The organism is Streptomyces aurantiacus JA 4570, from assembly GCF_000414115.1.
Classification (GTDB): Bacteria; Actinomycetota; Actinomycetes; order Streptomycetales; family Streptomycetaceae; genus Streptomyces; species Streptomyces aurantiacus_A.
Window position 1 is genome coordinate 1 of record NZ_AOPZ01000152.1, and the last position, 12,709, is coordinate 12,709.

Sequence of the window (12,709 nt, forward strand, 5' to 3'; positions counted from 1 at the left end):
CTGAAAGGGCGGGCGGGTGGGGGAAAACCGCCCGCCGGAGGCGGGCGGTCACGGTGCCCCAGGCCCACGGCCAGGAAAGTTCAAGGGCGGGGCAGGCGGAGCCGCAGCTCCTGGGGGGTCACCGCGGGGTCACCGGCTCCACTAGTACCGTCACGATCTTGTTGCGGCGCCCGGCCGCCGACTCGGCGGTGAGCTTCAGGGCCCGCCCGTCGGGCAGGTCGACCACGGCCGAGGCCCCGGCGATCGGGACCCGCCCGAGTGCCTTGGCGAGCAGCCCGCCGACGGTCTCGACGTCCTCGTCGTCGTAGGACTCGAGGCCGTACAGCTCGCCGAGGTCGCCGATGTCGAGGCGGGCGGTGACGCGGTGGCAGCCGCCGTCCAGCTCCTCGACGGGCGGCAGCTCACGGTCGTACTCGTCGGTGATCTCGCCGACGATCTCCTCGAGGATGTCCTCGATGGTGACGATGCCGGCCGTGCCGCCGTACTCGTCGATGACGACGGCGACGTGGTTGCGCTCCTGCTGCATCTCCCGCAGCAGATCCCCCGCGTTCTTCGTGTCCGGCACGAACGTCGCCGGGCGCATCGCCGTCGACACCAGTTCGTTCTCGGAGTCGCGGTTGATGTGCGTCTTGCGGACGAGGTCCTTCAGATACACGATCCCGACGACGTCGTCGTCGCTCTCGCCGGTCACGGGGATGCGGGAGAAACCGGAGCGGAGGGCGAGCGTCAGGGCCTGGCGGATGGTCTTGAAGCGTTCGATGGAGACCAAGTCCGTGCGCGGCACCATGACTTCGCGCACGAGGGTGTCGCCGAGCTCGAAGACGGAGTGCACCATGCGGCGCTCCTCGTCCTCGATGAGGGACTCCTTCTCGGCCAGGTCGACCATCGCGCGCAGTTCGGCCTCGGACGCGAACGGGCCGCGCCGGAAGCCCTTGCCGGGCGTGAGCGCGTTGCCGATGAGGATCAGGAGCGGCGGGACGGGGCCCATGACGCGGGCCAGCGGCAGCAGGACGTACGCCGCGGCCGTCGCCGTGTTCAGGGGGTGCTGGCGGCCGATGGTGCGCGGCGAGACGCCGACGGCGACATAGCTGACGAGCACCATCACGCCGATGGCGACGGCGAGCGCCTCCCAGGTGGTGTCGATGGCCTTCAGGCAGGCGTACGTCACCAGGGCGGCGGCCGCCATCTCGCACGCCACGCGCACGAGCAGCGCCACGTTCAGATAGCGGGTCGGGTCGGCGGCGACCTGCGCGAGCTTCGCGCTGCCGCGCCGCCCGGACCGCACCGCCTCCTCGGCCCGGAAGCTGGAGACGCGGGCGATGCCCGCCTCGGCGCACGCGGCGAGCCAGGCCACCACGATCAGGGCGACCGCGCCGGCGATGAGCTGGAAGGACATGGGACTAGGAGACGGTGGGCGCCGGAGACGGGCCGGTCAGGCCCTGCTCCGCGCGCCAGCCGTCGACGATGGCCGCCTGCAGGCCGAACATCTCGGCCTTCTCGTCCGGCTCCTCATGGTCGTACCCGAGCAGGTGCAGCACTCCGTGGACGGTGAGGAGCTGGAGCTCCTCGTCCATGGAGTGCTGCGTGGGGGCTTCCTGGCCCTGCTTCAGGGCCACCTCGGGGCAGAGCACGATGTCCCCGAGGAGGCCCTGCGGCGGCTCGTCGTCGTCCTTCATGGGCGGGCGCAGCTCGTCCATCGGGAAGGACATGACGTCCGTGGGGCCCGGCAGGTCCATCCACTGGATGTGCAGCTGCTCCATGGCGCCGGCGTCCACGACGATCACCGAGAGCTCGGAGAGCGGGTGGATCCGCATCCGCGCGAGGGCGTAGCGGGCGATGTCGAGGATCGCCTGCTCGTCGACCTCGGTTCCGGATTCGTTGTTGACGTCGATCGCCATGGTGCTGTTCCGCTACTTCCCTCTGGACCGGCCGCGGCTGGCGTGGGAGCCGTTCTCCGTGCCGTTCTCGTTGTCGTACTTCTCGTACGCGTCGACGATACGGCCGACGAGCTTGTGCCGGACGACATCGGAGGACGTGAGCCGCGAGAAGTGCACGTCGGGCACGCCGTCCAGGATGTCCTGGACCTGGCGCAGACCGGACTTCGTGCCGTTCGGCAGGTCGATCTGCGTCACGTCGCCCGTGATCACGATCTTCGATTCGAAGCCGAGCCGGGTGAGGAACATCTTCATCTGCTCGGGGTTCGTGTTCTGCGCCTCGTCCAGGATGATGAACGCGTCGTTCAGCGTCCGGCCGCGCATGTACGCCAGCGGGGCGACCTCGATGGTGCCCGCGGCCATCAGGCGCGGGATCGAGTCGGGGTCGAGCATGTCGTGCAGCGCGTCGTACAGCGGGCGCAGATACGGGTCGATCTTCTCGTAGAGCGTGCCGGGCAGGAAGCCGAGGCGCTCGCCCGCCTCCACCGCCGGGCGGGTCAGGATGATCCGGTTGACCTGCTTGGACTGCAGGGCCTGGACCGCCTTGGCCATCGCCAGATACGTCTTGCCGGTGCCGGCGGGGCCGATGCCGAACACGATCGTGTGCTTGTCGATCGCGTCGACGTACCGCTTCTGGTTGAGGGTCTTGGGGCGGATGGTGCGGCCCCGGGAGGAGAGGATGTTCTGCGTCAGGACCTCGGCCGGGGTCTCCTCGCCGTCGGCCTCGCCTCTGTCGTCCGCCCTGAGCATGGCGATCGAGCGTTCCACTGCGTCCTCCGTCATCGGCTGTCCGGTGCGGAGCACCAGCATCATCTCGTCGAACAGGCGCTGGATGAGGGCGACTTCGTGGGCGTCACCGACCGCGCTGATCTCGTTGCCCCGGACGTGGATGTCGGCCGCCGGGAAGGCCGTCTCGATCACTCGCAGCAGGGCGTCCCCGGAGCCCAGGACCGTCACCATCGGGTGCTTGGCCGGGACCGCGAAATGGGCCTTCGCCTGCTTCTGCGCAGGGGTCTGAGCTGTCGGTGTCTGCGTCATGGGCCGGCCGTTCAGGCCTGCACAGCCTCCTCGTCACGGGACTCGCCGTGCGGCGAGTTCTGCACTCCCAAGGGTACGACGCGCCACTGACAAGGCCTAAGCCCTTTTCCGGGGCCGAGTGCCGGGGCGGGCGGGCCCTACACCGACCTGCGGAAGCCGATCGTCGGGACCGCGCGGCGCAGCGGCCAGGTGCGGGTCGGTTCGGGCAGCAGGGACTCCAGGAAGGCGTAGCGGCTCAGGGCCACCGGGTCCTGCCCGTCGACCTCGCGCACGCGCCGCCACCAGGCGCCGACCTCCTCCCAGCCGGGCGCCGACAGCGAGCCGCCGAATTCCTGCACGGACAGGGCGGCGGTCAGGCCGGCGAAGGCGAGCCGGTCGGCGAGCGGCCAGTCGGCCAGCGTGCCGGTGACGAAGCCCGCGACGAAGACGTCCCCGGCCCCGGTGGGGTCGAGCGCCTCCACCTCGATGGCGGGCACGGACGCCGTCTCGCCGCTGCGCCCGTCCACCGCGTACGCCCCCTCGGCCCCGAGGGTCACCACGGCGACCGGCACGTGCTCGGTGAGGGCCTGCGCGGCGGCCCGGGGGCACGTGGTGCCGGTGTACCGCATGGCCTCCTCGGCGTTCGGCAGGAACGCCTCGCAGTGCTTCAGGTCGGGCAGCGCGCCCAGGTCCCACCGCCCGGTGTCGTCCCAGCCCACGTCCGCGAAGATCCGCGTCCCGCGCCGCGCGGCCGCCGCGATCCAGGGCGCCCCGGCCCCGGGCACCAGCGAGGCGACGGCGGCGCGCGCCCGGGGCGGGCACTTCGGGGCGCCGCCGTCCGGCGAGTCCGCGTCGGGGGGCGGCTCGTGGCCGTGGCTGACCATGGTCCGCTCGCCCTCGTACGCCATGGAGACGGTCACCGGCGAGTGCCAGCCGGGCACGGTCCGTGACGAGGCGAGGTCGATGCCCTCGCCGCGCTCCAGGGCGTCCCAGCAGTACTCCCCGTAGTGGTCGTCCCCGAAGGCCGCGGCCAGCGAGGTGCGCAGGCCGAGGCGGGCCAGCGCGGTCGCCATGTTGGCCACGCCGCCGGGGCTGGAGCCCATGCCGCGCGCCCACGACTCGGTGCCGCGCACGGGCGCCGAGTCGAGTCCGGTGAAGATGATGTCGAGGAAGACGGTCCCGGTGAGGTACACGTCGCAGGGCGGATCGCCCGCGCGGCGGGTCGACTTGAGCGGATCGACAGTGATGTCGACGGGCTTCGCAGCCGAGGCGGGTGGGTCCTGTGGTGCGCCAGGTGGTACGGCCATGAAGGCAACGTAACCCAGGCTCCCGCCCGGACGCCGTCGCTACCAGCGAGGCACGAGCGGAGTTCTCCACTCCGGATCGAGGCGGCGCATGGCCGCCGCGTCGTCCCGCTCCCGCAGCGGTGCGAAGTCCTCGTCGAGCCAGCGCCGGTGCAGCGCGTCGAGCCGGTCGCGGTCGAGCTCGACGCCGAGCCCCGGGGCGTCGCTCACGGCGACGTGCCCGCCCTCGAACCGCAGCCGCTCGGTCAGCACGTCCTCGGACTGCCACGGGTAGTGGGAGTCGCAGGCGTGCCTCAGGTCCGGCACGGTCGCCGCGACGTGCGTCATCGCGGCGAGGCTGATGCCCAGGTGGGTGTTGGAGTGCATGGAGATCGCGATGCCGAACGTGCGGCAGACCGCCGCCAGTTCGCGGGTGTTGCGCAGTCCGCCCCAGTAGTGGTGGTCGGAGAGCACCACCTGCACGGCGCCCGTCGTGAAGGCCGCCGGTATCTCGTCGAACGTCGTCACGCACATGTTCGTCGCGAGCGGCACCTCCGTGCGCGCGGCGACTTCGGCCATCGCGGGCGTCCCGAGCGCCGGGTCCTCCAGATACTCCAGCACGTCGCCGAGTTCGGCCGCGACCTTCAGTGAAGTCTCCACCGACCAGGCGCCGTTGGGGTCCAGGCGCAGCGGGCGGCCCGGGAAGGCGGCGGCGAGCGCGCGGATCGCCGCGATCTCCTGCTCGGGCGGGAAGACGCCGCCCTTCAGCTTGAACGACGTGAAGCCGTACCGCTGCGCGAACAGCCGTGCCTGCGCGACCACTCCGGCCGGGTCGAGGGCCGCGCCCCAGTCGTCGCGCTCGCCCGCGACCCCGGGCGGGTGCTCGGCGTGCCGGTAGAACAGGTACGCGCTGTACTCGACGCTGTCGCGCACCTTGCCGCCGAGCAGCGCGTGCACCGGCAGGCCGAGCGTCTTGCCGAGCGCGTCCAGGCAGGCGACCTCGAAGCCGGACACCACGGACAGGCGCAGCTTGTCGGCCGTCTGGACGCCGCGCAGCCCGCCGACGTCGACGGCGGTGTCCACGCGGGCCGCGTCCACGGCCACGCTGTCCGCGAGTGTGAACAGGCCGTTCAGATCCGATATCGCCCGGCCGGCCAGCGCGGCCGCGAACGGACGCGCCACGTCCAGGTATTTGGCGTCCCCGTAGGTCTCGCCCACGCCCGTCGTGCCGTCGGCCGTCTCCACCTCGATGATCAGGCGCGGCGTGTACGGCTGGTGCAGGCCCTGGGTGTTGAGCAGCGGCGGGTCGGCGACGAGGACCGGGGTGAGCCGGACGTCCGTGATGGTGTGCGCTGCCGTGCTCATCCTGGGGCCTCCGAACGGAGCGACGTCCTGACGTCCACGTATGAGAACGGAGCCTAAGGACGCGAACGGCTCTCCGTCAATGGCGCGCCCACGGCGCGACCCGCGGCCCGCCCGTCACTCGAACTCGTACGCCGCGACCTCCGCGAGATACCGCTCCCGCAGCGCCTCGTCCGCCGCGCTGCCGTCGAGGAACGCCGCCTCGAAGGAGTTCCTGGCCAGCTCGCGCAGACCTTCGGGGTCGATGCCGAGGGCCTCGTGGACGGCGTGGAAGGTGTCGCCGACGTAGCCCCCGAAGTAAGCGGGGTCGTCGGAATTGAGGGTGCACAGCAGCCCGGCCGCCATCATCCGCGGCAGCGGGTGCTCCTCCAGGATGTCGACGGCCCGCAGCCGCACGTTGGACAGCGGGCACAGCGTCAGCGGCACCCGCTCGCGCACCAGCCGCTCCACAAGATCCGGATCCTCCATGCAGCGCAGCCCGTGGTCGATCCGCTCGACCCCGAGCACGTCGAGCGCCTCACTGACGTAGGCGGCGGGCCCCTCCTCCCCCGCGTGCGCCACCTTGCGCAGCCCGAGCGCGCCCGCGGCCTCGTACACGGCGGCGAACTTGGCCGGCGGGTGGCCGACCTCGGCGGAGTCGAGGCCGACACCGGTGATGCGGTGCAGATACGGCTTCGCCGCCTCCAGGGTCGCCATGGCCGACTCGGCGGACTGATCGCGCAGGAAGCACATGATGAGGCGGGTGGAGATCCCGTGCCGCTCCGCGCTGCGGTCCAGGGCGCGCCCGAGCCCTTCGACGACCGTGCCCATCCCGACGCCGCGCGCGATGTGCGCCTGCGGGTCGAAGAAGATCTCCGCGTGCCGCACGCCCTGCGCGGCGGCCCGCGCGAGGTAGGCGTCGGCGAGTTTTTCGAAGTCCGCCTCGGTGCGCAGCACCGCCATCAGGCCGTAGTAGAGGTCGAGGAAGGACTGCAGGTCCTCGAAGAGGTACGCCTTGCGGAGCTCCTCGGTGTCGGCGTACGGGAGCTGGACGCCGTTGCGCGCGGCGAGCGCGAAGGCGAGTTCGGGTTCGAGGGTGCCCTCGATGTGGAGGTGGAGTTCGGCCTTGGGGATCGGCATGGTGCGGTCTCGCTCAGGTTCGTTTGGGGAGGGGTACGCGCAACAGGTCGCGGGCGACGGTGAGTTCACCGTCGAACCCGGCGGCGCGGGCCTGCTGCTCGAAGATGTTCGGGTCGGGGTAGCGCTGGCTGAAATGTGTCAGGACGAGGTGGCGCACACCGGCGTCCCGCGCCACACGAGCGGCCTGACCGGCCGTCAGGTGGCCGTGGTCGGACGCGAGTTGATGATCCTCGTCCAGGAAGGTCGACTCGATGACGAGCATGTCGCAGCCCTCGGCGAGGGCGTCCACGCCGTCGCACAGCCGGGTGTCCATCACGAAGGCGAACCGCTGCCCGCGCCGCACCTCGCTGACCTCGTCGAGCGTCACCCCGCGCAGGCTGCCGCCGCGCTGGAGCACGCCCACCTCGGGCCCCTTGACGCCGTGTGCGGCGAGCAGCTCGGGCAGCATCCGCCGCCCGTCCGGCTCGACGAGGCGGTAGCCGTACGACTCCACGGGGTGGGAGAGCTTCGCGGTCTCCAGGCGGTACGACGGCGTGCTCGCGATGATCCCGTCGGCCGTCACCGGCGCCTGCGCCAGGTCGACCGTCTCGCGGTACGCGGTGGCGTACCGCAGCCGGTCGAAGAAGCGCTGGCCCGAGCCCGGGTAGTGGGCGGTCACGGGGTGCGGCACGCGGTCCAGGTTGATGCGCTGGATGACGCCCGCGAGCCCCAGGCTGTGGTCGCCGTGGAAGTGCGTGACGCAGATGCGGTTGAGGTCGTGGGCGGCGACGGAGGCACGCAGCATCTGCCGCTGCGTGCCCTCGCCCGGGTCGAAGAGGATGCCTTCGCCGTCCCAGAGCAGGACGTACCCGTTGTGGTTGCGGTGCCGGGTCGGGACCTGGCTGGCGGTGCCGAGCACCACCAATTCACGTACGGACACCGCGTGTCAGCCGGGCGGCCACTGCAGGCCGCGGCCGCCGAGGACGTGGGCGTGCGCGTGGAAGACGGTCTGTCCGGCGCCGGAGCCGGTGTTGAAGACGATGCGGTAGCTCTCGGACTTCTCGTCGGCGGCGACCTCACCGGCCTCGCGCAGCACGTCCGCCGCGATCTTCGGCTCGGCGGCGGCGAGCGACGCGGCGTCCGGGTGGTGCGCCTTCGGGATCACCAGGACATGCGTCGGCGCCTGGGGGTTGATGTCACGGAAGGCGATCGTCGTCTCCGTCTCCCGCACGACGGTCGCCGGCACCTCCCCCGCGACAATCTTGCAGAACAGGCAGTCGGCCTGCGGTTCTCCCGCCATGGGGTGCCCTCCTGGGTCACTGGTTGACTACGGTCGCATGCTATCGGGGCGGGGTGGGGAACCTCGTACCGCGCGGGGTCCGGGGAGGCTCCGGCCGGTCAGGACTTCGTGCGCGTATCGCGCAGGAACAGCCGCTCGGCGCCGATCGTCAGCAGGGTCGGGACCAGCGCGACGCCGAAGAGGATCTGCGGCACGGTCCGCTCCGTCCACGGCACCAGGGCGATCACCAGTGCGGCCAGGGTCACGGCCGCCGACTGGCCGACGATCACCCGCACCCAGGTGCTGCGCCGGATCAGCGCCCACACGTTGAGGCGCACGCCGCGCCGGGACTTGCGGTAGCGGCGCACCGCGCCGAGGCCCCACACGGCGCAGAACCAGGCGACGACGTACAGCCGCTGGCCCAGCGAGACGGGCAGGTCCCGCTCCTCGCCCTCCGCCGGCATCAGGTCGACCATGACGGCGGCGATGACGAGGCAGATCACCGCGAGCCAGCGGGTGCCGCGCAGCATCATCACGACGGCCCCGTCGAGCATCCGCCGCATGCTGCGGTCGTCGGGGGACGCGGCGAGCGCGGTGGCGTAGGTGTCGGCGATCTCGGCGGGCTTGCCGCTGCCCCCGTACGCCTGCGTGTCCGCCCACTCGCGCACGGCCCAGGGGTTGTCGGGCTCGATGCGCAGGGCGGCGGCCACGGCCTGCCGTCGCACGTCGTGGTGGCCGTTGATGAGCGCGGTCTTCCACACGGCGTAGTGGGCGCCCACCTCCTCCGGGCCGAGGCGCACGGCGGTGAGCGCGGCCTCATGGGCCAGCGGCCAGTTCTCCTGCGGCCAGTTCAGGGCCTCCGACAGGACGGCGTAGCCCTGCCATGCCTCGGGCTCCAGGCGGATGGCCTCGTGGGCGGCCGCGCGGGACTCCTCGAGCCGCTGCAGCCGGCGCAGGGCGATGGTGCGGACGAGATAGGCGTCGTAGTACGCGGGGTCGATGCTGAGCACGCGGTCGGTGGCGGCCACCACCTCCTCGTGCTCCTCGGCGGCGTTGTGGCAGCGGGCGAGGCGGGCCCAGGCGCGGGCGTCCTCGGGGTCCTCGGCGAGCCGCCGGCCCAGGAGCTCCTTGGCCTCGTCGTGCCGCCCGAGGTCCATCAGGGCGGCGGCCCGCGCGGTGAGGGGATGCTCGGAGTTGGGGTGGGCGGGGGCGGTCACAGCTGGCGCTTCCTCTTCAGATACGCGATCAAGTCGTCGTACGTACCCCCGTCGTTGGCGAACATCGCGACGTTGCGGGCGCTCGCGAACCACGGCTCGGTGGACGGTTTGATCTGCTTCGCCGCGGCCAGCAGGTCGGGCATGCCGATCATGCGCACGGTGCCGGTGCGGGCGGAGTCGAGCAGCGCGAACTCGGCCGCGGTGTCGCAGACATGGGCGAGGTCGGCGCCGGAGAAGCCGTCGGTGGCCTTGACGAGCTTCTTCAGGTCCACGGCCTCGATGGGCCGCTCGCGCAGGTGGTAGCGGAGGATCGCGTCGCGGGCCGGGGCGTCGGGCGGCAGCACCAGCAGGGTGCGGTCCAGGCGGCCGGGGCGGCGCAGGGCGATGTCCACGTCCCAGGGGACGTTGGTGGCCGCGAGCACGAAGACGCCTTCATTGCCGCCGTCGACGCCGTCCAGCTCGGTGAGGAGCTGGTTGACGGCGTTGCGCAGGCCGCTGTGCTGGAGGCGGCCGCGCTTGGCGCCCAGCGCGTCGAGCTCGTCGAGGAACACCACGCAGGGCGCCTTGCGGCGCGCCGTCAGGAACAGGTCGTGGAGGTTGCGCTCGGAGCTGCCGATCCACATGTCGAGTACGTCGCTGAGGGTCACCGGCAGGAAGGAGGCGCCGAGTTCACCGGCGACGGCCCGCGCGATGAACGTCTTGCCGCAGCCCGGCGGACCGTACATGAGCAGCCCGCCGCGCATGCTCTTGCCGTAGAGCCTGCGCAGTTCGGGGTTGCGCATCGGCGCGAGGAAGGCGGCCTCCAGGCGTTCCTTGACCTCCTGCATCCCGCCGACGTCGGCGAGCCGCACGCCACCGCTCCGCTCGACGTCCCAGCCCCCGCCGGCACCGTCGCCGCCGACGGCCGCGAGCGGCTCCTCAAGCCCTCCGCCGCCCGCTTCCGTCCCCGCCGCCGTTTCCGTTCCCGCCCCTGCTGCCGTCCCCGCTCCCGTCTCCGTCCCCGTCTCCGGCTCCGTCGTCTCGACGAAGCGGGGCCGCACGATGCCGTCGACCTCGCTCTCGGCGGCGGACCAGTCGAAGCCGGGGGCGGGGTGGGCGGTGGGGTCCGCGGAGGCCGCCGGGGCTGCGGCAGGCTCCGGAGCCGGAGCTGCCGGGGGCGGTGCGGCCGCCGGAGCGGGCGTGTCCGTGCCCATCGCGCGGGCCATCACCCGGCGGGCGTCCGCGTCTCCCGGCGCGTGCTGCAGCGCGACGGCGGCCTCGGCGACGGCCTGGTCGGCCAGGCCCGCGTCGATCAGGAGCTCGGCGAGGTGCAGGCGCAACGGCACGTCCTGCGGCGCGGCGCCCACGGCGGCGCGCAGGCTGCGGATCAGCGGGGGCTCTTCTGACATGGGATCACCCTATGTACGCCGTGTTCCGCGGGCGTTCGGGGGTCACCCCGCGCCAGGAACCGCCGGCGGAGTCTTCGCCGGGGACTCCGCCAGCGTCTCCAGCGCGACCCGGACGGCCGCGTCGAGCTGCGGATCCCGCCCCGCCGCCGCGTCCTCGGGCGTGACCACGACCTCGATGTCGGGGTCGACCCCGTAGTTCTCCACGCCCCACTCGTACCCCTCCATCCAGAAGGCGTACTTGGGCTGCGTCACCAGCGTCCCGTCGACCAGGTGGTACCGGTTGTCGATGCCGACGACGCCGCCCCACGTGCGCGTACCGACGACAGGACCGAGCCGGAGCGCCTTGATCGCGGCGTTCACGATGTCCCCGTCGGAGCCGGAGAACTCGTTGGCGACGGCGACGACGGGGCCGCGCGGCGCGTCCCCGGGATAGCTCTGCGGCCCGGAGCCGCGCGGCAGGTCCCAGCCGACGATGCGGCGCGCCAGCTTCTCCACGACGAGCTGCGAGGTGTGCCCGCCCCGGTTCTCCCGGACGTCCACGACCAGGCCCTCCCGGGCCACCTCGATCCGCAGGTCGCGGTGGATCTGCGCCCAGCCGGGCGCCTGCATGTCCGGCACGTGCAGGTAGCCGAGCCGCCCGCCGGAGCGCTCGTGGACGTAGGCCCGCCGGCCGGCGACCCACGCGTGGTAGCGCAGCGGCTCCTCGTCGTCCACGGGGACGACGACGGCGTGCCGTGGATCGCCCCCGCCCGCGGGCGACACGGTCAGCTCCACGGGCTTGCCCGCGGTGCCCACGAGCAGCGGCCCGGGCCCCGTCACCGGGTCGACCGGCCGCCCGCCCACGGCGAGGATCGCGTCGCCCGCCCGTACCGCGACGCCGGGCGCGGCCAGCGGCGAGTGCGCGGCCGGGTCGGACGTCTCGGACGGCAGCACGCGGTCGACCCGCCAGGTGCCGTCCTCGCCGCGCGACAGGTCCGCGCCGAGCAGCCCCTGCCGGGTCGCCGCCCCGCCCCACCCGCCGCGCGGGGACACATAGGCGTGCGAGGTGCCCAGTTCGCCCTGCACCTCCCACAGCAGGTCCACCAGGTCGTCGTGGGTGGCGACGCGGGCGAGCACCGGGCGGTAGCGCTCCAGGACGCCGTCCCAGTCGACGCCGCCCATGTCGGGCCGCCAGAAGTTGTCCCGCATGAGGCGGCCCGCCTCGTCGTACATCTGCCGCCACTCGGCGGCCGGGTCCACGTACTGGCGTACGCGGCCGAGATCGACGGTGATGTTCGTGTCGCTGTCCTCGTCGGAGGACGCCCGCCGGTCGCTCGGCACCACCTTCAGCTTGCCGTCGGCCCACAGCAGCACCCGCTTGCCGTCGCCGGTGACGGCGAAGTGGTCGGCGTCGCCCGCGAGTTCCTCCACGCGGTGCTGGGCGAAGTCGTACCGCTCCAGCTCGGAGCCGGGGTCCGGGTCCGTCGGGGTCGCCCGCGAGGCGCCGAGCACGCCGCGCACCGGATGGCGCAGCCACAGCAGCCCGTCCTTGGCGGCCCGCAGCGTGGAGTACCGCGCGGCCTCCACGGGGAACGGCACGATCCGCTCGGCGAGCCCGTCGAGGTCGACGCGGGTCGCGGGCGTGCCCTCGCTGTCGGGCGTCTCGGCGTGCGGCCCGTCCGACGCCTCGAAGGCCCGGCCGTGCCGCTGCGGCCCGAACGGCGAGGGCGTCGTGGCCGCGAGCGTGATCAGATGCGGCCGCGCGCCGCCGACGAACGCGAGGTCGAAGACGTGGTCGTCGTAGACGGGGTCGAAGGCCCGCGCGGACAGGAACGCCAGGTGCTTGCCGTCGAGCGTGAACGCCGGGCTGTAGTCCCGGAATCTGAGCCGGGTCGCCTCCGACACCGACAGGTCGGCGGTGTTGGCGAGCTTGAGCTGGCGCAGCGGGCGCGGCCCGGGGTGCGACCAGGCGAGCCAGGCCGAGTCGGGCGAGAACACGAGCCCGGTGGCCTCGCCGTGCTCGGCGCGGTCCACCTCGCGCACCTCGCCGCTCTCCCGCTCGACGAAAAGCACCCGCCCGTCGTGCGCGGCCACGGCCGCCCGGCTGCCGTCGGGCGCCATCGCGAGCGCGAGGACCCGGCCGAGCTGCCCG

At 72.8% G+C, this 12,709-nt stretch carries 11 protein-coding genes; all 11 read right to left on the bottom strand.

The window, feature by feature from the left end; genetic code table 11:
• Nucleotides 1-118 precede the first annotated feature (118 nt).
• The gene (locus tag STRAU_RS16835) at nt 119-1,396 is read right to left on the bottom strand and encodes a hemolysin family protein (protein ID WP_016641546.1); all 1,278 of its coding nucleotides are present in this window, start codon (nt 1,394-1,396) and stop codon (nt 119-121) included.
• 4 nt (nt 1,397-1,400) lie between these two features.
• Nucleotides 1,401-1,898, bottom strand: coding sequence for an rRNA maturation RNase YbeY (gene ybeY / locus STRAU_RS16840; RefSeq protein ID WP_016641547.1), 498 nt, complete (start codon nt 1,896-1,898; stop codon nt 1,401-1,403).
• A gap of 12 nt (nt 1,899-1,910) precedes the next feature.
• Entirely contained in the window at nt 1,911-2,972 is a 1,062-nt protein-coding gene (locus STRAU_RS16845; RefSeq protein WP_016641548.1) for a PhoH family protein, read from the bottom strand.
• A 137-nt stretch (nt 2,973-3,109) separates the two neighbouring features.
• Complete coding sequence (locus STRAU_RS16850) at nt 3,110-4,258, bottom strand: carbohydrate kinase family protein (protein ID WP_016641549.1); 1,149 nt, start codon at nt 4,256-4,258, stop codon at nt 3,110-3,112.
• Nucleotides 4,259-4,297: 39 nt separating this feature from the next.
• Nucleotides 4,298-5,599: a glucarate dehydratase family protein gene (locus STRAU_RS16855; protein WP_016641550.1), complete on the bottom strand. Its 1,302-nt coding sequence runs from the start codon at nt 5,597-5,599 to the stop codon at nt 4,298-4,300.
• 114 nt (nt 5,600-5,713) lie between these two features.
• Entirely contained in the window at nt 5,714-6,715 is a 1,002-nt protein-coding gene (locus STRAU_RS16860; protein ID WP_016641551.1) for an adenosine deaminase, read from the bottom strand.
• A gap of 13 nt (nt 6,716-6,728) precedes the next feature.
• Nucleotides 6,729-7,634: a ribonuclease Z gene (locus tag STRAU_RS16865; RefSeq protein WP_016641552.1), complete on the bottom strand. Its 906-nt coding sequence runs from the start codon at nt 7,632-7,634 to the stop codon at nt 6,729-6,731.
• Nucleotides 7,635-7,640: 6 nt separating this feature from the next.
• Nucleotides 7,641-7,994: a histidine triad nucleotide-binding protein gene (locus STRAU_RS16870; protein ID WP_016641553.1), complete on the bottom strand. Its 354-nt coding sequence runs from the start codon at nt 7,992-7,994 to the stop codon at nt 7,641-7,643.
• Between the two features lie 98 nt (nt 7,995-8,092).
• Entirely contained in the window at nt 8,093-9,190 is a 1,098-nt protein-coding gene (locus STRAU_RS16875; protein ID WP_016641554.1) for a tetratricopeptide repeat protein, read from the bottom strand.
• Nucleotides 9,187-10,578 (bottom strand): AAA family ATPase, encoded by a 1,392-nt coding sequence (locus tag STRAU_RS16880; RefSeq protein WP_016641555.1) that lies wholly within the window; start codon nt 10,576-10,578, stop codon nt 9,187-9,189. Before STRAU_RS16880 ends, STRAU_RS16875 begins: the two co-directional genes overlap by 4 nt.
• Before the next feature lie 42 nt (nt 10,579-10,620).
• Nucleotides 10,621-12,709: S41 family peptidase (locus STRAU_RS16885; protein ID WP_037659976.1), on the bottom strand; the 2,089-nt coding region annotated here is incomplete at its 5' end.

Bases quoted from the DNA above. Each gene is read 5' to 3' on its own strand.
- STRAU_RS16835 (WP_016641546.1), bottom strand. From the start codon at position 1,396: ATGTCCTTCCAGCTCATCGCCGGCGCGGTCGCCCTGATCGTGGTGGCC.
- ybeY (WP_016641547.1), bottom strand. From the start codon at position 1,898: ATGGCGATCGACGTCAACAACGAATCCGGAACCGAGGTCGACGAGCAG.
- STRAU_RS16845 (WP_016641548.1), bottom strand. From the start codon at position 2,972: ATGACGCAGACACCGACAGCTCAGACCCCTGCGCAGAAGCAGGCGAAG.
- STRAU_RS16850 (WP_016641549.1), bottom strand. From the start codon at position 4,258: ATGGCCGTACCACCTGGCGCACCACAGGACCCACCCGCCTCGGCTGCG.
- STRAU_RS16855 (WP_016641550.1), bottom strand. From the start codon at position 5,599: ATGAGCACGGCAGCGCACACCATCACGGACGTCCGGCTCACCCCGGTC.
- STRAU_RS16860 (WP_016641551.1), bottom strand. From the start codon at position 6,715: ATGCCGATCCCCAAGGCCGAACTCCACCTCCACATCGAGGGCACCCTC.
- STRAU_RS16870 (WP_016641553.1), bottom strand. From the start codon at position 7,994: ATGGCGGGAGAACCGCAGGCCGACTGCCTGTTCTGCAAGATTGTCGCG.
- STRAU_RS16880 (WP_016641555.1), bottom strand. From the start codon at position 10,578: ATGTCAGAAGAGCCCCCGCTGATCCGCAGCCTGCGCGCCGCCGTGGGC.